Raw genomic sequence first — 24611 nt, 5'->3', positions numbered from 1 at the left:
CAACCAAAGGAATCCGTCATAAATGACGGGGTTTGTGCATCATGCACTGGCTTTTAACACACTGTTGAGTTCTCAAGAAACGGACGCGTACATCCCCACCAGATTCCCTTACGGACCTTGGTGCAGGAGGCGCACATTTCGTCTCGCTAAGCTTATCAGATCTGGGCGGTTCTTGTCAAACCGCCCTATCCGGGATCTTCCGGACTTGCCCCTCTTGGAGGCAACCCTGCTAACTTACCCGAACTTTCGGCTCTTGTCCAACCATGCGGTCAGACCAGCCCGAGAACCGGGGTCCATCAGAAGGAGTGTCAGGGCTGAGTGGCCCTGCGTTGAAAACTGTAGCAGCCTCTCGGGCCGCGAAGGTCCATTCCAGGTAACGAATGGACCTTCCCAGCGTTCGGACCGTTCAAACACCGAGCCCGGCGAGCTGAGTCTCCAGCCGGGCGATGTCCGCGGCGGCCTGCTCGGCCCGCCCCCGGACCTTGGCCACCACGTCATCCGGCGCCTTGGCCATGAACTGCTCGTTGCCCAGCTTGGCGGCCGCTTGCGAGGCGTCCTTGTGGGCGACCGCGAGATCCTTCTCCAGCCGCTTGCGCTCGGCCACGACGTCGATGGCTCCGGCGGTGTCGATCTCCACGCTGACGCCGCCCACGGTGAACCGGGCGGTGGCGTTGAAGGACGCCGGCGGCTCCGTCAGCCGCAGGAGTGAGCGGATGGCGCCCTCCTGCGCGGCCAGCGGTGTGCCGGCGAGCCCGAGCCGGGCGGCCACCTTCTGGCCGGGCTTGAGCCCCTGATCCGAGCGGAATCGGCGCACCTCGGTCACCAGCTCCTGCAACGCCCCGATCTCACCCTCCGCCGCCGCGTCCGTGTAGCGCGCGTCGGCCTCCGGCCAGGGGGCCGCGATGATCGACTCACCCCCGGTGACGGCCCGCCACAACTCCTCCGTCACGAACGGCACCAGCGGATGCATCAGCCTCAGCAGCGCGTCGAGCACGTGCCCGAGCACCAGCCGGGTGTGCTCCCGCCCCTCGCCCAGCTGGATCTTGGCGAGCTCCAGATACCAGTCGCAGACCTCGTCCCAGGCGAAGTGATAGAGCAGATCGGACGCCTTGGCGAACTCGTAGTCCTCGAAGGCCGCGTCGGCGGCCGTCACCACGGTCTGCAGGCGCGACAGGATCCACCGATCGGCCGAGGTCAGCTCGGCGTCGTCGAGTGATCCCACGGCCGCGCCGTTCATCAGCGCGAAGCGGGTGGCGTTCCAGATCTTGTTGCAGAAGTTGCGCGAGCCCGCCGCCCACTCCTCGCTCACCGCGACGTCGGCGCCGGGGTTGGCGCCGCGCAGCAGGGTGAAGCGGGTGGCGTCGGCACCGAAGCGTTCGATCCAGTCGAGCGGGTCGACCACGTTGCCGAACGACTTGGACATCTTCTTGCCGTACTGGTCGCGCACCATGCCGTGCAGCGCGACGACGCGGAACGGCGGCTCGCCGTCCATGGCGTAGAGCCCGAACATCATCATCCGCGCCACCCAGAAGAACAGGATGTCGTATCCGGTCACCAGCACGGACGTCGGATAGAAGCGCTGCAGCTCCGGCGTCGAGTCGGGCCAGCCCATCGTGGAGAACGGCCACAGCGCCGAGGAGAACCAGGTGTCCAGGACGTCGGGATCCTGGGTGTAGCCGGCGGGCGGCTCCTCGTCGGGGCCGACGCAGACGACCTCGCCGCCGGGCCCGTACCAGACCGGGATGCGGTGGCCCCACCAAAGCTGGCGGGAGATGCACCAGTCGTGCATGTCGTCGACCCAGTCGAAGTAGCGCTTGGCCAGCTCCGGCGGGTGGATGCGGGTGCGGCCGTCGCGCACGGCGTCACCGGCGGCCTTGGCCAGCGGTGAGACGTTCACGAACCACTGCAGCGACAACCGCGGCTCCACCACGGTCTTGCAGCGCGAGCAGTGGCCGACCGAGTGCACGTAGGGGCGCTTCTCGGCGACGATCCGGCCGTCCGCGCGCAGGGCGGCGACGACGGCGGGACGTGCCTCGAAGCGGTCGAGCCCCTGGAAGGGCCCGTGGGCGGTGATCACGCCGCGTTCGTCCATGACCGTCAGCGACGGCAGCGAATGGCGGCGCCCGATCTCGAAGTCGTTGGGGTCGTGCGCGGGGGTGACCTTGACCGCGCCGGTGCCGAAGGCCGGATCGACGTGCTCGTCGGCCACCACGGGGATCATGCGCCCGGTGAGAGGCACCTCCACGAGCGTGCCGACCAGGTGCGCGTAGCGCTCGTCGGAGGGATGGACGGCCACGGCCGTGTCGCCGAGCATGGTCTCGGCCCGCGTGGTGGCCACCACGATGTCGTCGGAGTAGCGGATCGAGACGAGCTCGCCCTCGTCCTCGCTGTGCTCCACCTCGATGTCGGAGAGCGCGGTCAGACAGCGGGGGCACCAGTTGATGATGCGCTCGGCGCGGTAGATCAACCCGTCGTCGAACAGCCGCTTGAAGATCGTCTGGACGGCTCGGGACAGGCCCGGGTCCATGGTGAAGCGCTGGCGCTCCCAGTCGACGCCGTCGCCGAGCTTGCGCATCTGGCCGAGGATCCGGCCGCCGGACTCCTCCTTCCACTCCCAGACCTTCGCCACGAACGCCTCGCGACCGAGGTCGTGCCGCGACAGGCCCTGCTTGGCCAGCTCGCGCTCCACGACGTTCTGGGTGGCGATGCCGGCGTGGTCCATGCCGGGCAGCCAGAGCGTCTCGCGGCCCTGCATGCGGGCGCGGCGCGTCAGCGCGTCCTGAATGGAGTGGTCGAGCGCGTGCCCGATGTGCAGCACGCCCGTCACGTTGGGCGGAGGGAGCACGATGCTGTACGGCGGCCGCGAGCTGCCCGGGTCGGCATGGAAGTGGCCTTCGGAGACCCAGCGCTCGTAGCTACGGGTCTCGACCTCGGCCGGTGTGTACTGGGTAGGCAGCTCTGGCGTCGTCACAGTGACCAATTCTAGAGAGGCGGGCAAGCGGAAAACCCCACGGCACGAAGCGGGGCGGGCAAGCGGATAGCCCCACGGCAGCAAGCCGGCGGGCACCCGGAGAGCCGAAAGCGCCCCGTGACTCCTGGTCACAGGGCGCTCGGTGGGCCGGGATGCGGCGGCTAGGCCGACTTTTCCCGGGGTGTGCGCTGCTGCTTGGCGGCGAGCTGGTCGCGCGGCACGAGCGTCGGGATCGCGTGCTCGATCACCGACTCACGGGTGATGACCACGCGGGCCACATCCTGCCGGGAGGGCACCTCGTACATGACGGACTGGAGCACCTCCTCCAGGATCGCGCGCAGCCCGCGGGCGCCGGTGCCGCGCAGGATGGCCTGGTCGGCGATGGCCTCGAGCGCGCCGTCGGTGAACTCCAGCTCCACGCCGTCGAGCTCGAGCAGCTTGCGATACTGCTTGACCAGCGCGTTGCGCGGCTCGGTGAGGATCTGGATGAGCGCCTCACGGTCGAGGTTGTGCACCGAGGTGATGACCGGCAGACGCCCGACGAACTCGGGGATCATGCCGAACTTCAGCAGGTCCTCCGGCATCACGTCGGCGAAGATGTCGGCCATGTCGACCTCTTCCTTCGACCGGATGATGGCGTTGAAGCCGATGCCCTTCTTGCCGATGCGCGACTCGATGATCTTTTCCAGACCGGCGAACGCGCCACCGCAGATGAACAGCACGTTGGTGGTGTCGATCTGAATGAACTCCTGGTGCGGGTGCTTGCGGCCGCCCTGTGGAGGCACCGAAGCCGTGGTGCCCTCCAGGATCTTCAGCAGCGCCTGCTGCACGCCCTCACCGGAGACGTCTCGCGTGATCGACGGGTTTTCGCTCTTGCGGGCGATCTTGTCGACCTCGTCGATGTAGATGATGCCCGTCTCGGCCTTCTTGACGTCGTAGTCGGCGGCCTGGATGAGCTTGAGGAGGATGTTCTCCACATCCTCGCCGACGTAGCCGGCCTCGGTCAGCGCGGTGGCGTCAGCGATGGCGAAGGGAACGTTGAGCATCTTCGCCAGGGTCTGCGCCAGCAGCGTCTTGCCCGAACCGGTGGGCCCGAGCAGCAAGATGTTGCTCTTGGCCAGTTCGAGGCCGTCGTCTCTGCCCCGGTCGCCGGACTGCACCCGCTTGTAGTGGTTGTAGACCGCCACCGAGAGCGCCTTCTTCGCCTTGTCCTGACCGATGACATAGGCGTCGAGGAACTCGTAGATCTCCCTCGGCTTGGGCAGGTTGTCCCACTTGAGCTCGGAGGACTCGGAAAGCTCCTCCTCGATGATCTCGTTGCAGAGATCGATGCACTCATCGCAGATGTAGACGCCTGGACCGGCAATGAGCTTTTTGACTTGCTTCTGACTCTTCCCGCAGAAAGAGCACTTCAGCAGGTCTCCCCCGTCGCCGATGCGTGCCACCCCAGATACTCCTTTGCGTGGGACCGCCCTGCTCTCGCGAGCAGTGTCTCCGGACATCCTCCGGACTTGGCCGAACCGCTCAGGTTTCGACGTTACCGTCTTCTGGGCCCTCAGTGAGCCCCCTAGCGGCGAGTCGCACCGGAACGTGCCCTATTGGGCAGCGCCCCGGTGCGTCACGTCTCGTCTAGGAAGCTACGGCCGCAGCGCGTTTCTTCCTGGACGGAATGATGTCATCGATCAGACCATACGCCTTTGCCTCGTCCGCGTTGAGAATTTTGTCGCGTTCGATGTCTCTGCGGACTTCGGCGGAGGACTTGCCCGTGTGCTTCGCCACGATGTCCTCAAGGAGGGAGCGCATGCGAAGGATCTCGCGGGCCTGGATCTCGATGTCACTGCCCTGGCCACCGCCCTCGGTGGACGGCTGGTGGATCAGCACCCTGGCGTTGGGCAGTGCGAACCGCTTGCCCGCGGTGCCGCCGGACAGCAGCACGGCCGCGGCGGACGCGGCCTGGCCCAGGCAGACGGTCTGGATCTCCGGCCGGACGAACTGCATCGTGTCGTAGATCGCCGTCATGGCGGTGAACGAACCGCCGGGCGAGTTGATGTAGATGCTGATGTCACGGTCGGGATCGAGCGACTCCAGCGTGAGCAGCTGGGCCATCACGTCGTTGGCCGACGCGTCGTCGATCTGCACCCCGAGGAAGATGATGCGGTCCTCGAAGAGCTTGTTGTACGGGTTCATCTCCTTCACGCCGTAGGACGTGCGCTCGACGAAGGAGGGGAGAACGTAACGACTTTCGATATTCATGTCAGCTCCCCCTAGGAGACCGGGCCCACGGAGGGCACCTGCCGCGCGCTGCGCACGACTTCGTCGATGAAGCCGTAGTCCTTCGCCTCTTCGGCCGTGAACCAGCGGTCGCGGTCGGAGTCGGACTCGATCTGGTCGACAGGCTGCCCGGTGTGGAAGGCGATCCGCTCGGCGAGCGTCTTCTTCACGTAGAGCATCTGCTCGGCCTGGATGGCGATGTCGGCGGCGGTGCCGCCGATGCCGCCCGACGGCTGGTGCATCATGACACGGGCGTGCGGCAGGCCATAACGCTTGCCCCTGGCGCCCGCGGTGAGCAGGAACTGCCCCATCGAGGCCGCCATGCCCATGACCACGGTCGACACGTCGTTAGGCACGTATTCCATCATGTCGTAAATCGCCATGCCGGCACTGACGGAGCCGCCCGGCGAGTTGATGTAAAGCGTGATGTCCCGGTCGGGATCGTCGGCCGCGAGCAGCAGCAGCTCGGCGCAGATGCGGTTGGCGATCTCGTCGTTGACCTCCTGTCCGAGCACGATGATGCGCTCGCGCAGCAGGCGCTGGTAAAGCTGGTCCTCAAGCCGGTAGGACGAGCCGTTCTCACGGCCTCGCGACTCAGGCTGAAAGAAGGTCGGCGGGCTGGTCACAGCGTCACCTTCCGATGCGTCGTAATCGATTGGCTTTGCTTGTGACCTTAACGCGCGCTGCCTATAGGTCATGCCCGGTCCCCGTACTGTTCGCTGACGGCGCATGTTCGAGAAGAGTCGGGGCTGTTACTCTGCGCGGCAATTTGCGGCTTTCGTCCCAGCGTGGGCCCGCCATGGCGACGGTTCCTCCCCCGGCGCGCTGAAGAGACGGCTCACCGCAGCGGACCGGCGTGGCGACCGGCGGGGACCACGGGGGCGCCCAGGAGCCGCCAGAGGGCCCCTCCGCGCCCTGTGGAGGGCCACGCCCCACGAGGGCCACCCTGAGCTTCTCGCTGCGAGGACCGGGGAGCGCAAAGCAGCAGTAAAAGACGAAGCCCCCGAACCGGCCGGCTCAGGGGCTTCGTTCTGCTCTCGAAGGGGACGATCCGCGACGAAGTCGCGGTGTCCGCTCGAAGCGAAAGGCTTACGCCTCGGTCTTGTCCTCGGACTTCTCCTCGGCCGGCGCCTCGTCCTCGACGACCTCTGCACCGTTGATCTCGCTGTAGATCGCCTTGAGGTCGACGTCGTTGCCCTCGGAGTCGACGACCTTGGCGGCGTCGCCGATCACGGCCTTGGCCTTGTCACGGACGATCTCGACCATGGCCAGCGTGAGCTGGTCGTTGTCGGCGAGGTGCTGGGCCAGCTCGTTGGGCTGGACGCCCATCTCCATGGCGCGGCGGACGACGAAGTTGGTCAGCTCCTGCTCGGAGACGCCCAGCTCCTCGGACTTCACGATCTTGTCGAGCACGAAGCCGACCTTGAGCGCGCGGGCCGAGTTGGTGTCGAACTCGGTGAAGCGCTCCTCCTCCGTCGTCTGGTAAAGACGGAAGTAGGCGTCACGGCTGAGGCCGCTCTCGGAGATCTGGTGGTCGAGGTTGTGCTTGCGCGCGTCGATCTCGGCCTTGAGCGCGCTGTCCGGCAGCGGGATGTCGATCTGCTCCAGCAGCGCGTCGAGGGACTTCTCGCGGGCCTGGACGACCTGGTCGATGAGCTTGTTGCGGCGGGCCTGCTCGCGAATGCTGTTCTTCAGCTCGTCCAGCGTGTCGAACTCGCTGGCGAGCTGGGCGAACTCGTCGTCCAGCTCGGGCAGGACCTTCTCCTTGACCGCCTTGACGTTGATGATCACGTCGGCTTCCTCGCCGGCGTTCTCACCACCGACCAGCTCGGTCTTGAAGCTCTTCTCCTCGCCCGCGGACATGCCCTCGAGCGCGTCGTCGAGGCCCTGCAGCACCGAACCGGCGCCGACCTCGTAGGAGACCTCGGTGGCCTGCTGCTCCTCGATGTTCTTGCCATCGATCTCGGCGCGCAGGTCCATGACGACGAAGTCGCCGGACGCGGCGGGCCGCTCGGCGCCGGTCAGCGTCGCGAAGCGCTGGCGCAGCGCGTCGAGCTGCGCGTTCACGTCGTCGTCGGACACTTCGGCGGAGTCGACCGTGATGTCGAGGCCCTGGAAGTCGGGCACGTCGAAGTTGGGCCGGATGTCGACCTCGGCGGTGAACTCGATCTGCTCACCGTCCTCGATCTTCGTGACCTCGATGTCGGGCTGGCTGACGGGGAAAACGTCGACCTCGTCGATGGCCTGGCCGTACAGCTTGGGCACCGCGTCGTTGAGGGTCTCCTCCAGCACTACCGCCCGGCCGAAGCGCTGCTCGATGATGCGGGCCGGAACCTTGCCAGGCCGGAACCCGGGGACGCGCACCTGCTGCGCGACCTTCTTGTACGCCGCATCCATGCTCGGGCGCAGCTCGTCGAACGGCACCTCGACAGTGAGCTTGACCCGGGTCGGGCTGAGCTCCTCGACAGCGGTCTTCACGGAATGGTCTCCTTGATCAAGCTACGAGTGATCGCGGGCGCGTCCATCGGTTCGGCTCACGCGCCGCGCCCACATGTGCGGTGTTGGGGCATGCTCCGCCACGGCGGGATCCAACGCCGGTGGCCAGTCTAGGGCAGATGCACACCCAACGACGACGGCGCCGCCGTCAGAACTCGTCCGCGATGGTCCGCAACAGCTCGATCGTCTCATCCGGAGTGGTGCTCACGGCGCACAGCCGCTCCATCACCTCGGTGTATCGGTCCACGTCCTCACGCTTGTCCAGGTAGAGCGCGCTGGCGAGCTGCTCCACGTACACCACGTCCGGCAGATCGGGGTCGGGGAAGCGGAGGATGCTGAACGCCCCGCCCTCCGAAGGGTGCCCGCCGAAGCTGAACGGCATGATCTGGATCGTGATGTTCGGCTGGCGCATCAGGTCGATGAGGTGTTCGAGCTGAGCCCGCATCACCTCGACGCCGCCGATGGGCCGCCGTAGCGCGGCCTCGTCGATCACCGCCCAGAAGACGGGCCCGTCAGGCCGGTCGAACATCCGCTGGCGCTCCAGTCGGAGATCCACCCGTCTGGCGATCTCCTCCGGCACGATGCCCGCCGATCCGGCGGTCACCACAGCCCTTGCGTACTCCTTGGTCTGCAACAGTCCCGGCACGAACTGGACCTCGTAGGTCCTGATCCTGGCGGCGGCCTCTTCAAGGCCGACGAACGCCTGGAACCACGTGGGCAGGACATCGTTGAACCTGTGCCACCAGCCAGGCTCGTTGGCGGTGGCGACCAGTTCAAGTACGGCGGAGCGGGCCTGATGATCCACGACCCCGTACAGGGTCAGCAGGTCCGCCACGTCGCGTTCTTTGAACCCCACTCGACCCAGCTCCATGCGGCTGATCTTGGATTCGGAGCCCCGGATGAGGTGGCCCGCCTCCTCACGAGTGACGTTCTTTGCTTCCCTGAGCTTGCGCAGCTGGGAGCCCAGGAGGATGCGCAGCGCCGTCGGTCCGGAACCCGGCTGGTTCTGCGTCACTTTGCCTCCTATCAAGGTCCGCACACACAGTGACACCACATTGCCGGGTATGACAAGGTCTCAACCTCGTGTCCGATTCGGAGACTTTTGCCCTGAAACGCCGCTTGCTGTTGCACATGGCACATGCACGTGCATTTGGGTCTTGCAGCAGCCGCGATCGTGACCCATGATGGCTTAGTGCATATTGGGCCAAACATGCACTAACCAAGGTTGAACGGGGAGGTATCGGCAGCATGGTGGAGGATCCTCTGGCCACTGCCGATTGCCTGCAGATCACCCGCGAGGTGGGCTTCGACCACCTTCTGCTGGGTGGCGGCAGACCGTACACGACCGCGTGGCCCTTGCCCTTCCAGGCCGACTCCGTCAAGACCGCCAGGGACGTGACCCGCTCGACGCTGCGGCGCTGGGGGCTGAACGACCTGAGCGACGACGCCGCGCTCGTGGTGTCGGAACTGGTCACGAACGCGGTGCGGTACGCGATGTACGCGGCGGGCCGCCGGGAGATCGAACTGCTGCTGATGCGGGTCGCGCCGCACGTGCTGCTGGCGGTGGCCGATCCGAGCGACGAGGTGCCCCGGCCCAAGGAGCCCGACTTCATCTCCGAGAACGGGCGGGGCCTTTACATCGTGGAAACGTACAGCCAGTGCTGGGGCTGGGACCCGCTGGCTCGCGGCGGCAAGGCCGTCTGGGCGCTGTTCCGCGCCGACTCCTGAGCCCCAGCCCATCTTGATGATCGCGGCCGCGCGATCGGCTTCCGTGCGGCCCGGCCGGGCCGTTAATCGCCGGTGACACCATCGATACGCTCGCGTAGCAGGTCCGCGTGGCCGTTGTGGCGGGCGTACTCCTCGATCATGTGGACGAGGATGTAGCGGTGCGTGCACTCCGCGCCGTTGCGGTCACCGGCCGCGTCCAGCGGCTTGGCGGCCGAGATGACGCGGGCGCGCTCGATCTCGTCCTGCCACGTGACGAAAGCCTCCTTGACGGAGGCGGTGTCGACCTCGTTGAAGTCCGCGTCGTTGTCGACGTCCTTGTTCCACAACTTGGGGATGTCCTCGCCGTTCAGGACCCGGCGGAACCAGACACGTTCGACGTGGGCCATGTGCCTGACCAGGCCCAGCAGGGACAGGGTCGAGGGCGGCGCGGAGCGCAGCCGCATCTGCTCGTCGGACAGGCCGGCGCATTTGACGGCGAGGGTGCCGCGATGCCATTCGAGCCAGGTGTTCAGAACGGTCAGCTCGTCGCCGGACAGAGGTGGAGGGGTGCGGCTATCAGTCATGATGTCCGACCTTATCGATATTCGGCGGTCGCCTGGCGCGGTGTTGGGCCTGAAAGAGGCGGTAGACGGCCTCGCGAACGGTGTCGTCCTGAACGTTGGTCACGAAGTCGTCGGCGGTGTCGCCGCACAGGTGGCGGAGTCCGGGCGACACGTCCAGGAGAGACTGGATCAAGGCCCGCTGGGAGGTCAGGCGCCGGGGGCGGCCCTCGCCGTCGGCCAGGCAGCCGTGCCGCCCCGTGTAGACGTAGGCCCGCAGACGGACGGCCCGGTCCAGCGTGATCGGATGGGCGAGCGGCTCGCGGCGGTAGTTCGGCTCGGTCAGGTCCAGGGCCGCGAGCTGACGCTCGTCGAGCCAGAGGGCGAACAACCTGGAGGTCTCGCCGGGGGTCCTGATCGGCGCGGCGGGCACGTAGCCCCACTTGCTCACGTGCGCGGACACGCCCGGGGCGACGTCTCGTACGCGGGCGAGCGTCATGGGGACGATCGGCCGTACCTGATGGCCGGTCAGCTTCCTGAGCAACTGGCTCGGCGCGGCGTTGGAGCCCACGGCGACGACCACGTGGCGCTCCGGCAGCGGGGCGCAGCCGTGGCGGGCCAGCAGCGCGCCCAGCGTCTCGGCCCCCTCGGCCCCCGCCCGCCACTCCTCCGGCGGGCCGCCTGGGGCGGCTCGCAGCGGCACGTACGCGTCGTCGACCAGGACGCCGGACGTCCCCGGGACGCGCCCGGGATAGGTGAGCGGCCGCGAGATCGGATCGTCCTCGAACAACTCCACGGCTCCAGCGTGCCCCACACCGGGGCGGAGCCGGGTCAGCGCCGCGCGATCAGGCGCACGGTGCTCTGCCCGCGCCCACGGCGATGGCGGCGGTTCTCGACATACTGCCTCATCATGCAGTTCACTTCCGGTGGCACCGAGGGGCCGCGCCTCGACACTGCGGCGGCCGAGCTTCTGCACCTGGGCGACAACGTGTACGGATCGCTTCCATCCGTCTCCAGTGCGCGGCAAGCCGCTGAGGCCTTCCACCAGGCGGGCTGGCGAGTGCGCAGGTCCAGCGAGACCGAGTACGAAGTCGAGCACACCTTCGCTGAGCTGAACCTGAGCCCCCTGGAGCCGGTGACCTTCGCCGGGTTCGTCGACCCGGGAAGAATCGATGCGTTGCACGCTGCACTGAGCGCGCTTGGCCTGCCCTACGAGGTCGAGTTCGAAGCTCCCGACCGCACCTACGGGAGAGACGAGGGGACGTGATCTCCCTGGTCACCCACTCAGCAGGCCCTTTTCCGATCAGGGAAGGGGTTCACCGGCCGGTCAGGGCTCGCTAAGGCATCGCTCACGCACGGGAGCAGCGGCTCCACGAGGACGAGTCGCACAGCGCCATCCGAGCGCTCCACCGTCGCTAGCGAGCCTTCAAGGGCACCGTCGTGAGAGTGTTCCAGCGGTAGACCCACTCGGGCTCGAGGACACGGTTCTGCACGATCAGCGCTACCCGATCGACGTTGACCGCGACTGGTTCGGCTTCGACGGTGTTCAGTGCGTCGATGTACGGCTTGGCCGGTCCCGGCGTGTTGCAGTAGGTCACGCTCACGTGCGGGTGAAAGCCCTCGGCCTGCTCGGGTGCCGTGGGCGCGTGCCCGATCACCTCGGCGATCCCGCTCCTGATCTCCCGCCGGACGCGGTGCACGGACTCTGCGGGACCCGGAGCCAGGACCACTCCCTCACCGAGGACCGCAGGACGCTGGAAGACCAGCTCGACGGGCTCGAGCTCGCCCAAGCGTGCGCTGACGGCCCTGGTCACCTGCTCCAGCTGCTCGTCGGGCACTTCATCGACGAAACCGATGCCTTGCACGGTGAGGTGAAGCCACTGCGATGGGATCGGGTTGTGGCCGGCGATCGCCGCCAGAGCATTCTGATAGCGCGCGACGAGCCGGTGAAGGTGCGGCGCGTGCTCGAAGGTCAGGTGCCAGGTGTAGACGAGGCGGCCCGGCCGCCAGCCTTCTCGTGGCCACCAATGGGAACGCATCTCGTCCGCGTTGTGGATGGTCATCGGCCTGCCTCAGTTCTGAGAGGGAGCATCAGGTACGCATCGATGATCGCGAACGGCACGGGCCAGGCCGAGCAGCCTGGCGGATTCGATCCGCCAGGCCACATCGATCGCCTGCTGGGTCGCCGAGGTCGCTACTCCTTGGCGGCGAGCTCCGCGCTCATCCGCTTCTCGGCCGCCGCGATCTCGGCCGGGAAGGAGGCGTCGAAATCCTCAGCGTCAAGGATCTTTCGGAGTTCGACCTCGCTGCCGCGCAACGGCGAGCGCTTGACCCACTCGACGGCCTCCTCCATGGAGGCGACCTCCCAGATCGAGAAGCCGGCGACCAGTTCCTTCGTCTCGGTGAACGGGCCGTCGATCACCGTGGTGTTGCCGTCGGCGTCGAAGGCGACCCGCTTGCCCTTGCTGCTCGGCTGGAGCCCGTCGCCGGCCAGCACGACGCCCGCCTCGACAAGCTTCTGGTTGAACAGGTCCATCGCCACGAACTCCTCGGCGGAACCGAATTCGCCGGACTCGGACTGCTCCGTCGCCTTGCCCAGAACCATGACCCTCATCGCGATGCTCCTTCACCTCCGCCCGGGATCGGCCCCATTGACCGATTCAACCCTGGCTCACCCCTGCGTCGAACGGGAAGGGCTGAATTCGACATGACGCCGAAGTTTTTCTCGCGAATCTTGGAGCGTCGGCCCGACAACGCCGAACCTGGCGGCCGGTCTATGGGGAGCAATCAGACAGGCAGAAGGCCCCTCCCGGATCGGGAGGGGCCTTCTGGCTGGTCGGGGCGACAGGATTTGAACCTGCGACTCCTTGCTCCCAAATCAGATCGAACACTTGTTCCCATCGAGCTGCCAGCACTCGTCGCCAGGGGGCATGCATCCATGAGAGTCCGGTTACGTCCGCCACTGTCCGCCGCGATTGTCTCCCAGTTCGTCACCCAGCCCGCCCCGCCCAATGGGCGCCTGAGAGCTTCAGGACTGAGGCCGCGAGCAAGGCCAGCACCCATAAAGGCCCGATGCTGCGATCAACTGGCTGGCTGAGAGAACCAGGGGCGGCAGTCCCCGGTTGACAAGGAAGCGATCCATGTACAGGTAGCTGATCGCGTACGAGAAAGAAGCGCCAAGGCAGGCCAGGCCACCCCAGGACAGGATCTGACTCCCAGAGGACCAGGGCGAAAAGATCAGGAAAGCTCCTACGAAGGCCGTCAGAAGCCCGAGAAGCCGAGGGGCACTCAGGTTCCGGTCTGATCTCAAGATGTACGCAAGAACCATGGTCCACAGGGGCGTAGTGCAGTTGATGATGCCGGCGACTGATGACGAGACGGTTTGCTTCCCCCAGGGCAAAGAGCAGGTAGGGAGCCGCGTTGGCGAATAGGGCTGCTCCCGCAAGATGAACCCATAGGTATCGTCCACGAGCCAGCCGTTGCCGCTGCACATGCACGACGACCACAAGAACGATCGCTCCAAGAACAAGCCTCGCGAGCGTCACTTGCGTGGGAGACAGACCCCGCAGAGAAATCTTGATCCACAGGAAGCCTGGCCCCCACAGCATGGCCAAAGCCGCTACTCGTACGATGCCGCCAGCGCCGACGCGAGTCATTCCGGATCGCATCTTCGGGAGACGGAACGCATAACAGGACAATCGGAATAGACCACCAAGAGGCCGGAGGCTGAATCGCCGAGCCGGTTAGGCTGTTACAGGCAGCCAACATCTTCTTCTTATGATCGGAAAAAGATGACACGAGTTCTGGCGGGCGATGATGATTCCGAACGCCCTACCGATCAGGCGAACGTAGAGATCAAGTCCATTGGTGGCGCGGTCTACCAGGCCGGTGGCGACATCTACTTCAGTGATGGGTGGACCGGCGCACCCGCACCTGACGTGGCGGCACAGCGTCAAAGCTTCTTTTTTGACTTTCTTAGGCAGGCATTGAAGCAGGCGGAGACCACCTTCCGCCTTAGCGTGATCTTCATGTCTGCCGGTGCCGTGATTCTCCTGACCGGCGGAGTTCTGGCCCTTGTGAATGCCGGGAATCCGGACTGGAGCTACCTACCCTTGCTCACCAGCTTGAGCGGCTTGCTCATCACCACCTGCGGAGGGGCGTTCGCGCTTCACGCAAACCGCGCTCGGAAACACCTAACCGTCCAAGCCGAGCGTATTCATGAAAATATGCAGGCCGATACCACCCTGGCTCAAGCTCTTGAGCTGATCGATCGGGTGGACGACCCCATACTCCGTGACCGACTCAAGTCTTTCACCGCGATGCGTGTCCTCAACCTCCAGCCAGAGCCCAACCGGGTGGCGGAGCAACTGTTCTCGCCACAGAGGCAGGACCCGCCCCCGGAGATCCAGCAAGGTCGCGCCAAGCGCAAGCCTGGTTCCAAGGGAGAGCACTCAGCCCGCGACGCCACGTGATCGCATCCGCCAGGGCACAGTAGTCACTCACTTAGTCACCCAGGAGGCCCCTCCCCAATCGGGAGGAGCCTCCTGGCCTGGTCGGGGCGACAGGATTTGAACCTGCGACTTCTTGCTCCCAAAGCAAGCGCGCTGCCAAGCTGCGCCACGCCCCGTTTTGCCGAGTGCGCATACGCCCCGCGACTCCGGTACGCTTACGCCCTGACGACCGGATGAAGTCTAGACCAGAGTTCGACCGGTTCGCGCGGACGTAGCTCAATGGTAGAGCCCTAGTCTTCCAAACTAGCTACGCGGGTTCGATTCCCGTCGTCCGCTCGGTAGCGAAAAAGGCCAGGTCATCCGCATGCGGAGACCTGGCCTTCGCCATGTTCGCCGACGCCACACCGTCCTGGTGACGTTTCGCCGGTGATCGCGGGCAAGGACCGGAAGCCAGGCCCATAAGCTGGATCCCGATGCGTGCGCGACCGATCTCCCGTGACGTCCTGATCGAGGAGCTGGCCGGGCTGATCTCCGGCCGGCCACCCGGGTCGTGGGTGCGGGTGGCCGTGGACGGCGCCCCGGCCACGCGTCCCGGTGAGCTGGCCGACGACCTGGTCGCCCCCCTCCGGCTGCGCGGCCGCCCCGTGCTGCGCGTCTCGGCGGACGACTTCCTGCGACCGGCCTCGCTCCGCCTGGAGCACGGCAGGGACGATCCCGACGCCTTCTACGAGGGCTGGCTCGACGTGAAGGCGCTGCGCCGGGAGGTGCTGGAGCCGCTGGACGCGGGCGGGTCGGGGCAGGTGCTGCCGTCGTTGTGGGACAGCCGGGTCGATCGGGCCTACCGGCTGCCGTACCAGGCGCTGCCCCCGGGCGGCGTGCTGGTGGCCGACGGGACGCTGCTGCTCGGGCTGGGGCTGCCGTTCGAGGTCAGTGTGCACCTGTGGTTGTCGGCGGGAGCGCTGGAGCGCCGGACGCCCGAGGAGGAGCGGTGGCGGCTGCCCGCCTACGCGCGGTACGAGCGCGAGGCGCGGCCCCAGGACGTGGCCGACGTCGTCGTCCGGGCCGACCATCCGCGACGACCGGCCGTTCTGGTCCGGGATTTGTGAACACGCTGGAACACAGCGCGTAACCGGCGCAGACTTGGTCGATGGTCCCCAGCAACTGGTACAACATCGTTCCCGATCTGCCGGCCCCGCCTCCGCCGCCGTTGCATCCGGCCACGCGGCAACCCATAGGCCCCGACGATTTGGCCCCGCTGTTCCCGCTGGAGCTCATCCGCCAGGAGGTGAGCGGCGAGCGTTACGTCGAGATCCCGCAGGAGGTGCTCGACGTCTACCGGCTCTGGCGGCCGACGCCGCTGATCAGGGCACGCAGGCTGGAGCGCTCGCTGGGCACGCCGGCCAGGATCTACTACAAGTATGAGGGCGTCTCCCCCGCCGGCTCCCACAAGCCGAACACGGCCGTGCCCCAGGCGTACTACAACGCCGCGGAAGGCGTGCGGCTGCTCACCACCGAGACCGGCGCCGGGCAGTGGGGCTCGGCTCTGGCGTTCGCCTGCGCCCAGTTCGGCGTGGAGTGCCAGATCTGGATGGTTCGCGCCTCGTACGACCAGAAGCCGTACCGGCGCTCGCTCATGCAGGTGTACGGCGCCACCGTGCACGCCAGCCCGTCCTCCGTGACCGGCTCAGGGAGCAAGGTGCTCGCGGACGACCCCGGCTCTCCGGGCAGCCTGGGGATGGCCATCAGCGAGGCGGTCGAGGTGGCCGCGGCGACGCCCGACGCCCGCTACGCGCTCGGCTCGGTGCTCAACCACGTGCTCATGCACCAGACCGTGATCGGCGAGGAGGCGCTCGACCAGCTCCCCGAGCTGCCCGACCTGATCATCGGCTGTACCGGGGGCGGCTCGAACTTCGCCGGCCTGGTCTTCCCGTTCCTGCGCGAGAAGCTGGCGGGAGGGCTCAAGACGGTGTTCCGCGCGGTCGAGCCCGCCGCCTGCCCGTCGTTCACGCGGGGTGTCTACGCCTACGACTTCGGCGACACGGCCGGGCTCACGCCGCTGCTCAAGATGCACACGCTGGGGCATTCGTTCGTCCCCGACCCGATCCACGCGGGCGGCCTGCGTTATCACGGCATGTCGCCGCTGCTGTCGCACATGTACGACCTGGGCCTGTTCGAAGCGGTCACCCGCGCCCAGAACGAGTGCTTCGAGGCCGGCGTCCTCTTCGCCAGGACGGAGGGCATCGTGCCCGCGCCCGAGCCCACGCACGCGCTGGCCGAGACCATCGCCGAGGCGCTGCGCTGCAAGGAGACGGGCGAGGAGAAGGTCATCCTGACCGCGCTGTGCGGCCACGGCCACTTCGACCTGGGCGCGTACGACCGCTACCTGTCCGGCCGGTTGGAGGACTACACGCTTCCGCAGGACCGCATCGACCAGGCGCTCACCGAACTGCCGGGATGATCAAGGGCGAACCTGGGTGGCCGCCGCACCGGCGGCCACCCCTCAACGCGCCGTGGGACGCTTGCCGTGGTTCGCCTTCTTCTTCTTGCGTGCCTTGCCCTTACGCGCGCGCCTGGCCATAAGCTCGCCTCCGGTGATCGGGTGCCGCAGTGTGCTCCCAACGTCTCGCGGCTGCGACCGCCGGGCAAGCCATCCACGCGAACTAACATTCCCCAACAATTCCGTGTCATAATTTGGTGGAATCTGTTGGAAGGAGAGCGGGCGTGCTCGCACAGCAGCGTCAGCAGGCGATCCTCGAACGCGTGCGCAGCAGCGGCGGCGTCCGGGTGGCCGATCTCGTCCGCGAGCTCGGCGTCTCCGACATGACCATCCGCCGCGACCTCGAACTCCTGGCCGAACGCGGCTTGCTGGAGAAGGTGCACGGCGGCGCGACCGCCCTGGGCCCCGGTTCGACCGAGGAGCCGGGCTTCACCGCGAAGTCCGCCCGTCAGCAGCAGGAGAAAGAGGCCATCGCGCGGCGGGCGGCCGAGTTCGTCCACCCCGGCACCGCCGTGGCCCTGTCCGCCGGCACCACGACGTGGGCGCTGGCCCACCACCTGATCGGCGTGCCCGACCTCACCGTGATCACCAACTCGATCCCCGTCGCCGAGGTCTTCCACCGCAACCCGCGTACCGACCGCACGGTCGTGCTGACCGGCGGCGTGCGCACGCCCTCGGACGCCCTGGTCGGCCCGGTGGCCGTGGCCGCGATCCGCCGCCTGCACGTGGACACGCTCTTCCTCGGGGTGCACGGGATGAGCGTGCGGGCCGGGTTCACCACGCCCAACCTCCTGGAGTCCGAGACCGACCGGGAGCTGGTGACCGCCGCGCACCGGCTGGTCATCCCCGCCGACCACACCAAGTGGAACACCGTCGGCATCAGCACCATCGCCGAGCTGACCGAGGCCCACGTGGTCATCAGCGACGCGGGGCTGCCCGAGGACGCACGCACCGAACTGGCCGGACGGGCCGGAGAACTGATCATCGCGGAGGGCACGTCTTGAAGCGCACCATCACCCATCTGGCCGACGGCCGGGAGCTGATCTACTTCGACCGGCGGGACGACGCCGGCCGGAGCGAGATCGACCGGCGGACGCTCGATCCCCGGCCGGTGGCCTCCGAGCTGCGTTACGACCCGCTGACCGAGGAGTGGATCGCGATGGCGGGGCACCGCCAGACGCGCACGTTCCAGCCGGCCGGCACGGCGGCCGAGTGCCCGCTGTGCCCGTCGACGGAGACGCGGTCGACGGAGATCCCGGCGTACGACTACGACGTGGCGGTGTTCGAGAACCGCTTCCCCTCCTTCTCCAGCAATTTGGGGACTTATGAGGAGGCGGGCGGGTTGAGTGAGGTTCGTCCGGGAGTGGGGCGGTGTGAGGTGGTGTGCTTCACCTCCGATCACTCCTCCTCGTTCGCCCGGCTTTCCGACGCCCAGGTCGAGCTGGTCATGGAGGCGTGGGCCGACCGCACGGCCGAGTTGTCCGCGATCGAGGGCGTGGAGCAGGTGTTCTGCTTCGAGAACCGGGGCGAGGAGATCGGCATCACGCTGGCCCACCCGCACGGCCAGATCTACGCCTACCCCTACGTGACGCCGCGCACCAAGCTCCAGCTCGGCGCCGCCGCCCGGTACCAGGGTCCCGGAAACCTGTTCGCCGACGTGCTGGCGGCCGAGCGCGCCGCCGGGACACGGGTGGTGGCCGAGAACGAGTCGTGGACGGCCTTCGTGCCGGCCGCGGCGCGCTGGCCGTTCGAGGTGCACGTGTATCCGCACAGGCAGGTGCCCGATCTGGCGGCGCTGTCGCAGGACGAGCGCGCCGCGTTCGCACCGCTGTACACCTCGGTGCTGCGGGCGTTCGACGGGCTGTTCGGCGTCGTGATGCCGTACATCTCGGCCTGGCACCAGGCTCCGATGCGGCAGGACAGGGAGCTCGGCTACCTTCACCTGGAGCTCTTCAGCGTCAGGCGGGCCGCGAACAAGCTGAAGTATCTGGCGGGTTCGGAGTCGGCGATGGGCGCCTTCGTCAACGACGTGCTGCCGGAGGAGGCCGCACGCATGCTTCGATCACAGGTAGATCACTAATAGATTTCTACTTAAGGTCGCATGACTCGTGATCTACCACTAATATCCCCATATGCCCCGGCCGAAAACGGCCGGTGCACGCCTAATCCCGGGTGTGTCACCCGGGAGCCGGGGACCCACCGCGCCTGGGGTGAATCCACTTCGGTGGTAGGGAAATCGCAGCTCCCCTCCCGAACCCGTCAGCTAACCCGGCCGGCAGAGGGAGAGGAACACCTACGTGGCGGCTTCGTCCCCCGCGGCCATCGCCATCGGCCTCATCGCCGCGGCCGCCATCGGCATCCTCCCGGCCGGCGCGGCGTCGGCCGCTCCCAAACCGACCGAAGCCGAGCTGCGCACCCAGCTCAAGCAGCTCAACACCAAGGTCGACAAGCTGATCGAGAAGTACAACCTCAAGCGGGTGGAGCTGTCCGAGGCGCAGGAGTCGGCCAAGGCCGCCAAGACCCGCCTGGCGACCGCCGAGCAGACGCTGGCCACGGCCGAGCAGCGGGTGGCCGACCTCGCCCGGATGCGTTACCAGAACGACGACCCCTCGCTGCCCGCCTTCCTGCTGTCCCAGAACAACGGCGGCGGCGCCGCCCTGCTGGACCAGCTCACGGCCGAGCAGCAGGCACTGGTGCAGGGCGTGGCCACGGCCCGCGACACGAAGAAGCGGGCCTCCGACGAGGCCGCCGCGCTCACCGTCAAGATCCGCCAGGACACGGCCGAGGTGGCCGGCCGGCGCGACGACGCCAAGGATGTCATCAAGGACATCCAGAAGAAGCTCCAGGACCTGGTCCCGTTCGGCACGGGCCGCAACTCCGACGGGAGCTGGACGCCCGAGCTGCCGTCGGGCTCCGACAACATCACCTCACGCACCCGGCTCATGCGGGCGCAGGTGCAGAAGAACTTCGTGTTGCCGTTCGCGGTGGGCTGCTTCCGCTCGGGCTCCAGCGGCGAGCACCCGCTCGGGCGGGCCTGCGACTTCATGATGAGCACGGGCGGCTCCACGCCCTCCGCCCTCAACAACGCCCTCGGCGACCGGATCGCGGAGTGGGCTCTCAAGAACAAGGGCAAGCTGGGCATCAAGTACGTGATCTGGAAGCAGCGCATCAACCAGGGGTCCGGGTGGCAGGGGATGTCGGACCGCGGCAGCATCACCGAGAACCACTTCGACCATGTGCACATCTCGATGAACTGAAAAAGGGACGAATAGCATCTGATGAGCTATTCGCTCACATGAAGAAGGCATTTGAGCTGGTCATGGACCAGTGAGGGTGACATCCATCCAGGTCGTCCTGTGCATTGATGCCTGGCCGTCTGCCTGCCACTTTTGGGGATCGCCGGACGCGATCTCGCATCAGATGCGAGCATGTCGCATCTGATGCGAGGTGGTGTTTGGGGTGAAACGGGTCTCGGTGGAGGGTGCCGCACACCTGGTACTCGCGGACGGCGTGGTGCCGCTGCACCCGCAGGACGCAGTGTTCGCCGCGATGCTGACGGGGTGGGAGCGGCAGCAACGGGCCCGGCTGCTGGCGGCCTCGACGATCAAGACTCGGGTGGACCTGGTGCGGCGGTTCGCCGCGTTCACGGGCACCCCGCCGTGGGAGTGGCTGCCGGGGGACGTTGAGGATTGGGCGACTGAGTTGTTGTCGTCGCCGGGTCCGGTGGCGCGGTCGACGGTCCGGAACTACCTGAACCAGATCGCGATGTTCTGCGACTACCTCACCGACGCCCGCTACGGGTGGGCCGACCAATGCGTGGAGTACTTCGGGACGCATCCGTCTCAGATCTGCCATGAGGACAACCTGCCGTCCCACTCCTCGCCTTATGAGGGACGGCCGGAGGTGCGGGCCCTGACTCGCCGGGAACTGCAGGACTTCTTCGACTACGCCGACGAGCAGGTGCTGAGGGTGCGCGCCTCTGGCCGGAAGGGATGGTTGCCGGCGTTCCGGGACGCCACCTTGTTCAAGGTGATCTACGGGTGGGGACTGCGGCGGCGGGAGGCTGGGAACCTGGATCTCGCTGACTTCTCCCGGAACCCCAAGGCGCCGGAGTTCCAACGCTTTGGCGCTTGCTATGTGAGGTTCGGGAAGGCGGTGAAGGGATCGCCGCCTCGGCGGCGGACGGTCCTGACGGTCTGGGACTGGTCGGTCGAGGCCCTTGCCGAGTACGTGGAGGAGATCCGGCCTCTTTTCGACGTCGGCAAGCGGCAGCTGCTCTGGCCCTCCGAACGCGGGGGCGGATCACGGGACGGCACATCACCCGCAGGTTCGCCGAATACCGGGACGCGCTGGGTCTGGAGGAGGTGCTGCATCCGCACTGCCTGCGACATTCCTACATCACGCACCTGATCGAGGATGGTGCCGATCCGTACTTCGTGCAGCAGCAGGTCGGGCACGCGTGGGGGTCGACGACTGCTATCTACACCCATGCCGGGTCGGACTTCATGAACAATGCCCTGCGAGAGGTGCTGGACGCCGGACTGAGGGGAGCCGAGTAATGCGGACGATCCGTTACCGGTGGCATCTGCGGGAGCTGATGGCCCGCCGCGGCATGTTCAACACCACCGACTTGGCCCCGCTGCTGGCCGAACGCGGCATCGAGATGTCGGCCTCGCAGGTCCACCGGCTGGTCACCGGCACCCCGGAGCGGCTCAACCTGCAGGTGTTCGCCGCGCTCTGCGACATCCTGGATGTCAGTCCCGCCGAGTTGTTCGAACCGGTCGTCATCACCTCGGCGCGCCGCAAGACCGCCGAGGAGACCGGGCCGGTTCCACCGGCCCCGCCGGGCGAGGTCCGCAGGCCGCGCCGTGCCCGGATCGTCCCTGACGAGCCATGAGCCGGGGCCTGTGCGCCGACTGCGGGCGGGAACGCGAGATGGGCGGCCGTCGCCCGGACACCGCGCAGGTCTAGACGGTGGCTGGCCCAACTCACGGCGACACACCGTGTCTCTAGGGACACAGTCCGCTATGCGGGATTAGTCACCCACATCGCCGATCGCGGCAAATATGCAGCTCAGAGGTTAAACGACAAGCTGAGTGCCCGTGTACAAACTGATCCCTGTCGTGCAGCGTTGGGCCGATATCGGGCAAAACCGTGACGTAGCGCGAATATTCTGCGACATAGAGCGACCTTCCGGTAGCAACAGTGGTTATCCCAGCCACGTCACCAACCGGAAGGTCTGCCGCCGTTGTACGCCACCGCCCCCATCGCTGTCTCCCGCAACGACGAAACTGCCTGCTCATGCGTGGCCTGCCGGTACGGCCGCGGAGCCGATCACCCGATCCGGGCACCCCGCTACCACCGACATGAGCAACGAGGAATGGCAGGTCATCGAGCCGCTGATGCCCTGGCCGGCCTGGTTACACGGCAACGGCGGACGACCCGAGAAGTACTGCCGCCGCCTGATCATGGATGCCATCCGGTACGTGGTCGCCATCAACGGGATCAAGTGGCGCAATCTGCCCGCCGACTTCCTGGCACCCTGGCGCACCGTCCACTCGATCTTCACGCGCTGGTGGCAAGAAGGCGATCTCTACGCTCTGCACAACGACCTGCGCGAACAGGTCCGGACAGCCGACGGGCGCGAGCCGGAACCCAGCGCGGGGATCATCGACTCGCAGTCGCTGCGGGCCGCCGAGACCGTCGCCGCCCGCTCACGCGGATACGACGCAGCCAAGAAGGTGCAGGGCACCAAGCGGCACGTCATCGTGGACACCCTCGGTCTGCTGCTGGTCGTCATCGTCACCGCCGCCGGCATCCAGGACCGCGACGGCGCCAAGCCCGCACTGGAGCGCCTGCGTGACTGGTACGAGCGGATCACGCTGATCTGGGCCGACAGCGCCTACGCCGGCAAGCTCGTGACCTGGGCCCGAAAGCACGTCCAGCTCACCCTGGAGATCGTCAAGCGCAGTGACGATGTCAGCGGCTTCGTGGTCCTTCTCTTAGTTACTTGGAATTAGACCTTCCGGGCTGTGCGCTTCGGTACGGTCTCGCCGGTAGCTGAGGAGCTGTAGTGGGCGCTGTTGTGCTTGAGGAGAAGTGGCCGGTCCTGGGGCGACATGAACCAGCGGCTGGGTGGCTGCGGATCTGGACCGATCTGGGGCGGGCGCCTCGGACCATCGACGCGTACGCGCGGGGTCTGGCGGAGTACCTGGAGGTCTGCGAGCGGGAGGGCGTCGATCCGGTCGCAGCGAACAGGGCGCATGTCGCGGTGTTCGTCCGTGAGCTCACCAGCAGGCCGAGCAAGCGCGGCGCTAACGTCGTGTCGATCGACTCCGGCGCCGGGCTGTCGAACGCGACGATCCAGCAGCGACTGGTGGCGGTCCGGCTGTTCTACGACCACCTCATCGAGGAAGGCCTGCGCGAGTCCAACCCCGTCGGCCGCGGAAGGTACACGCCCGGCCGACGATTCGGGGGCCATGAGCGAGGCCTGGTCCCGAGGCTGGCCAAGCTGCCGTGGATTCCCGATGAGCAGCAGTGGCGTCTGGTCCTCGCGGCCGCTGCCCAGGAGCCGGCGCGGAACCGGGTCATGCTCGCCTTGGGGCGTCCCGGTAGCAATGGAGAAATTTCCACCGAAGTAGCCTCTGACCTGCGGCAATGAAGAGGCTTCGTAAGTTGGATCTCGATTTGCTTACGGTGCGGAAGCTGAACGATGGACGATCAGCGATCGCGGTCTGCCCACAGGTGCGCGAGACGCTCCATCAACTCTCCGATCCGGTCGGCGTGTAGCTGCTGTCGCTGGTCGGCCTGGGCCATCAGGCACGCCTGCACCGCGGGAAGCTCTTCGGCAGGCACGTCGTCCAGCCACTTGGCCAGAGTTTCGGGGCCGTCGAAGTCGTCGAGTGAAACAGATGGCGTCATGGCAGGTGCTTTTCCGGTGGGGTGGCTGCTGCGAGTTCGGGTGGTGATGCGGGGGCATCGCCAGTCTCGATCTGCTGGACGCTGCTGGGCTTGAGTTCGGGCACGTACTTGTAGATCGTGGAGCGGCTGACGCCGAGGAGCCGGGCGATGGAGGAGACGGTGTTCTCCGGCCGGGTGAGCAGGTCGCGGGCGTGCCGGATCTGCTCGGCGGTCATCGCCGGCGGGCGTCCCAGACGCTGGCCGCGGGCGCGGGCGGCGGCCAGTCCCTCGTGGGTGCCTTCCACGATGAGCTCGCGGATGAACTCGGCCAGCGCGGCGAAGACATGGAAGACGAGCCGACCGCCGGCGGTGGTGGTGTCCAGCGCCTCGTGCAAGGAGCGGAACCCGACGCCGCGCTTGCGCAGCCCGGCCACGATGGAGATGAGGTCCTGCAGGGAGCGGCCCAGCCGGTCCAGCGAGGGCACCACGAGGGTGTCGCCGGGGCGCAGGTAGTCCAGCACTTTCCACAGCTCCTCGCGCTCGGCGTTCTTGCCGGACTTCTTGTCGGCGAAGATGCGGAGACAGCCCGCCGTGGTCAGGGCTGCTAGCTGGCGATCCAGGAGTTGGCCGCGAGTGGAGACGCGGGCGTAGCCGATGAGCGCTCCCGAGGGGCCTGTGGGCTCGGCCGCCAGTGGGTTCTCGCCGAGAGATCCCTCCAGCAGCGGGCCCTCGGGAAGCGCGAGGCTTTTGGCCATGGT

27 protein-coding genes, 2 tRNA genes and 1 riboswitch are annotated in these 24611 nt (G+C 67.0%); of the genes, 14 read left to right on the top strand and 15 right to left on the bottom strand.

What is annotated here, in order from left to right:
- Nucleotides 1-406 precede the first annotated feature (406 nt).
- The 6 genes from ACWD0F_RS11470 to ACWD0F_RS11445 form a co-directional block, all read right to left on the bottom strand.
- Complete coding sequence (locus ACWD0F_RS11470; RefSeq protein WP_449874280.1) at nucleotides 407-2980, bottom strand: valine--tRNA ligase; 2574 nt, start codon at nucleotides 2978-2980, stop codon at nucleotides 407-409.
- A 152-nt stretch (nucleotides 2981-3132) separates the two neighbouring features.
- Nucleotides 3133-4416 carry an ATP-dependent Clp protease ATP-binding subunit ClpX gene (gene clpX / locus ACWD0F_RS11465; RefSeq protein WP_449874279.1) on the bottom strand — a complete coding sequence of 428 codons (1284 nt, stop codon included), beginning with the start codon at nucleotides 4414-4416 and terminating at the stop codon, nucleotides 3133-3135.
- Between the two features lie 184 nt (nucleotides 4417-4600).
- Nucleotides 4601-5224, bottom strand: a complete 624-nt coding sequence (locus ACWD0F_RS11460) for an ATP-dependent Clp protease proteolytic subunit (protein WP_449874277.1) — start codon at nucleotides 5222-5224, stop codon at nucleotides 4601-4603.
- 11 nt (nucleotides 5225-5235) lie between these two features.
- Nucleotides 5236-5868 carry a ClpP family protease gene (locus ACWD0F_RS11455; protein ID WP_449874296.1) on the bottom strand — a complete coding sequence of 211 codons (633 nt, stop codon included), beginning with the start codon at nucleotides 5866-5868 and terminating at the stop codon, nucleotides 5236-5238.
- A 463-nt stretch (nucleotides 5869-6331) separates the two neighbouring features.
- A complete protein-coding gene (gene tig, locus ACWD0F_RS11450) occupies nucleotides 6332-7720 on the bottom strand; it encodes a trigger factor (RefSeq protein WP_449874275.1) in 1389 nt (462 codons plus the stop codon).
- A gap of 166 nt (nucleotides 7721-7886) precedes the next feature.
- Nucleotides 7887-8753 carry a helix-turn-helix domain-containing protein gene (locus tag ACWD0F_RS11445; RefSeq protein ID WP_449874273.1) on the bottom strand — a complete coding sequence of 289 codons (867 nt, stop codon included), beginning with the start codon at nucleotides 8751-8753 and terminating at the stop codon, nucleotides 7887-7889.
- Between the two features lie 233 nt (nucleotides 8754-8986).
- Between ACWD0F_RS11445 and ACWD0F_RS11440 the strand changes: the two genes are divergently transcribed.
- The gene (locus tag ACWD0F_RS11440; RefSeq protein ID WP_449874271.1) at nucleotides 8987-9466 is read left to right on the top strand and encodes an ATP-binding protein; all 480 of its coding nucleotides are present in this window, start codon (nucleotides 8987-8989) and stop codon (nucleotides 9464-9466) included.
- A gap of 62 nt (nucleotides 9467-9528) precedes the next feature.
- Here ACWD0F_RS11440 and ACWD0F_RS11435 read toward each other — a convergent pair whose 3' ends face one another.
- Nucleotides 9529-10029, bottom strand: coding sequence for a DinB family protein (locus ACWD0F_RS11435; protein ID WP_449874270.1), 501 nt, complete (start codon nucleotides 10027-10029; stop codon nucleotides 9529-9531).
- The gene (locus tag ACWD0F_RS11430) at nucleotides 10022-10801 is read right to left on the bottom strand and encodes a hypothetical protein (RefSeq protein ID WP_449874269.1); all 780 of its coding nucleotides are present in this window, start codon (nucleotides 10799-10801) and stop codon (nucleotides 10022-10024) included. The genes ACWD0F_RS11435 and ACWD0F_RS11430 overlap by 8 nt, the downstream gene beginning before the upstream one ends.
- Nucleotides 10802-10915: 114 nt before the next feature.
- On the opposite strand from ACWD0F_RS11430, the gene ACWD0F_RS11425 reads away from it, so the two are divergent.
- The gene (locus tag ACWD0F_RS11425) at nucleotides 10916-11272 is read left to right on the top strand and encodes a hypothetical protein (protein WP_449874267.1); all 357 of its coding nucleotides are present in this window, start codon (nucleotides 10916-10918) and stop codon (nucleotides 11270-11272) included.
- 148 nt (nucleotides 11273-11420) lie between these two features.
- Here ACWD0F_RS11425 and ACWD0F_RS11420 read toward each other — a convergent pair whose 3' ends face one another.
- The 3 genes from ACWD0F_RS11420 to ACWD0F_RS11410 form a co-directional block, all read right to left on the bottom strand.
- On the bottom strand, nucleotides 11421-12068 hold the full coding sequence (locus ACWD0F_RS11420) for a 2'-5' RNA ligase family protein (RefSeq protein ID WP_449874266.1): 648 nt from the start codon (nucleotides 12066-12068) through the stop codon (nucleotides 11421-11423).
- Nucleotides 12069-12199: 131 nt separating this feature from the next.
- Nucleotides 12200-12619 (bottom strand): YciI family protein, encoded by a 420-nt coding sequence (locus ACWD0F_RS11415; protein WP_449874264.1) that lies wholly within the window; start codon nucleotides 12617-12619, stop codon nucleotides 12200-12202.
- A 376-nt stretch (nucleotides 12620-12995) separates the two neighbouring features.
- Nucleotides 12996-13661 (bottom strand): EamA family transporter, encoded by a 666-nt coding sequence (locus ACWD0F_RS11410; RefSeq protein WP_449874262.1) that lies wholly within the window; start codon nucleotides 13659-13661, stop codon nucleotides 12996-12998.
- Nucleotides 13662-13796: 135 nt separating this feature from the next.
- On the opposite strand from ACWD0F_RS11410, the gene ACWD0F_RS11405 reads away from it, so the two are divergent.
- On the top strand, nucleotides 13797-14477 hold the full coding sequence (locus tag ACWD0F_RS11405) for a TRADD-N-associated membrane domain-containing protein (protein WP_449874260.1): 681 nt from the start codon (nucleotides 13797-13799) through the stop codon (nucleotides 14475-14477).
- 78 nt (nucleotides 14478-14555) lie between these two features.
- Here ACWD0F_RS11405 and ACWD0F_RS11400 read toward each other — a convergent pair.
- Nucleotides 14556-14632: transfer RNA gene (locus ACWD0F_RS11400), tRNA-Pro, on the bottom strand.
- Between the two features lie 89 nt (nucleotides 14633-14721).
- Here ACWD0F_RS11400 and ACWD0F_RS11395 point away from each other — a divergent pair.
- The 3 genes from ACWD0F_RS11395 to ACWD0F_RS11385 all read left to right on the top strand — a co-directional run bounded on the left by ACWD0F_RS11395 (nucleotide 14722) and on the right by ACWD0F_RS11385 (nucleotide 16914).
- Nucleotides 14722-14792 (top strand) — tRNA-Gly (locus tag ACWD0F_RS11395).
- Nucleotides 14793-14929: 137 nt separating this feature from the next.
- Nucleotides 14930-15562 (top strand): uridine kinase, encoded by a 633-nt coding sequence (locus tag ACWD0F_RS11390; RefSeq protein WP_449874258.1) that lies wholly within the window; start codon nucleotides 14930-14932, stop codon nucleotides 15560-15562.
- A gap of 41 nt (nucleotides 15563-15603) precedes the next feature.
- Complete coding sequence (locus ACWD0F_RS11385) at nucleotides 15604-16914, top strand: TrpB-like pyridoxal phosphate-dependent enzyme (protein WP_449874256.1); 1311 nt, start codon at nucleotides 15604-15606, stop codon at nucleotides 16912-16914.
- Nucleotides 16915-16956: 42 nt separating this feature from the next.
- Here ACWD0F_RS11385 and ACWD0F_RS11380 read toward each other — a convergent pair whose 3' ends face one another.
- Entirely contained in the window at nucleotides 16957-17034 is a 78-nt protein-coding gene (locus ACWD0F_RS11380) for a 50S ribosomal protein bL37 (RefSeq protein ID WP_371252575.1), read from the bottom strand.
- A gap of 143 nt (nucleotides 17035-17177) precedes the next feature.
- Between ACWD0F_RS11380 and ACWD0F_RS11375 the strand changes: the two genes are divergently transcribed.
- From ACWD0F_RS11375 to ACWD0F_RS11340, 8 genes are all read left to right on the top strand, one after another.
- Complete coding sequence (locus ACWD0F_RS11375) at nucleotides 17178-17957, top strand: DeoR/GlpR family DNA-binding transcription regulator (RefSeq protein WP_449874255.1); 780 nt, start codon at nucleotides 17178-17180, stop codon at nucleotides 17955-17957.
- Nucleotides 17954-19033, top strand: coding sequence for a galactose-1-phosphate uridylyltransferase (gene galT / locus ACWD0F_RS11370; RefSeq protein ID WP_449874253.1), 1080 nt, complete (start codon nucleotides 17954-17956; stop codon nucleotides 19031-19033). The genes ACWD0F_RS11375 and galT overlap by 4 nt, the downstream gene beginning before the upstream one ends.
- A gap of 69 nt (nucleotides 19034-19102) precedes the next feature.
- Nucleotides 19103-19245, top strand: a riboswitch (cyclic di-AMP (ydaO/yuaA leader).
- A 5-nt stretch (nucleotides 19246-19250) separates the two neighbouring features.
- Nucleotides 19251-20210 carry a coiled-coil domain-containing protein gene (locus ACWD0F_RS11365; RefSeq protein ID WP_449874251.1) on the top strand — a complete coding sequence of 320 codons (960 nt, stop codon included), beginning with the start codon at nucleotides 19251-19253 and terminating at the stop codon, nucleotides 20208-20210.
- A 202-nt stretch (nucleotides 20211-20412) separates the two neighbouring features.
- Nucleotides 20413-21363, top strand: coding sequence for a tyrosine-type recombinase/integrase (locus ACWD0F_RS11360; protein ID WP_449874298.1), 951 nt, complete (start codon nucleotides 20413-20415; stop codon nucleotides 21361-21363).
- Complete coding sequence (locus tag ACWD0F_RS11355) at nucleotides 21255-21512, top strand: tyrosine-type recombinase/integrase (RefSeq protein WP_449874295.1); 258 nt, start codon at nucleotides 21255-21257, stop codon at nucleotides 21510-21512. Before ACWD0F_RS11360 ends, ACWD0F_RS11355 begins: the two co-directional genes overlap by 109 nt.
- A complete protein-coding gene (locus ACWD0F_RS11350) occupies nucleotides 21512-21850 on the top strand; it encodes a helix-turn-helix domain-containing protein (protein ID WP_449874249.1) in 339 nt (112 codons plus the stop codon). Before ACWD0F_RS11355 ends, ACWD0F_RS11350 begins: the two co-directional genes overlap by 1 nt.
- A 469-nt stretch (nucleotides 21851-22319) precedes the next feature.
- Nucleotides 22320-22973 carry an IS5 family transposase gene (locus ACWD0F_RS11345; protein WP_449874247.1) on the top strand — a complete coding sequence of 218 codons (654 nt, stop codon included), beginning with the start codon at nucleotides 22320-22322 and terminating at the stop codon, nucleotides 22971-22973.
- Between the two features lie 53 nt (nucleotides 22974-23026).
- Nucleotides 23027-23614, top strand: coding sequence for a site-specific integrase (locus tag ACWD0F_RS11340; RefSeq protein WP_449874245.1), 588 nt, complete (start codon nucleotides 23027-23029; stop codon nucleotides 23612-23614).
- A 59-nt stretch (nucleotides 23615-23673) separates the two neighbouring features.
- On the opposite strand, the gene ACWD0F_RS11335 is transcribed toward ACWD0F_RS11340, so the two are convergent.
- Nucleotides 23674-23874: a hypothetical protein gene (locus tag ACWD0F_RS11335; RefSeq protein WP_449874244.1), complete on the bottom strand. Its 201-nt coding sequence runs from the start codon at nucleotides 23872-23874 to the stop codon at nucleotides 23674-23676.
- Nucleotides 23871-24608, bottom strand: coding sequence for a recombinase family protein (locus tag ACWD0F_RS11330; RefSeq protein WP_449874242.1), 738 nt, complete (start codon nucleotides 24606-24608; stop codon nucleotides 23871-23873). Before ACWD0F_RS11330 ends, ACWD0F_RS11335 begins: the two co-directional genes overlap by 4 nt.
- Nucleotides 24609-24611: the final 3 nt, after the last annotated feature.

The organism is Nonomuraea sp. NPDC002799, from assembly GCF_053592075.1.
The sequence above is the reverse complement of the archived record's forward strand: the minus strand, read 5'-3'. Positions and strand labels throughout refer to the sequence as shown.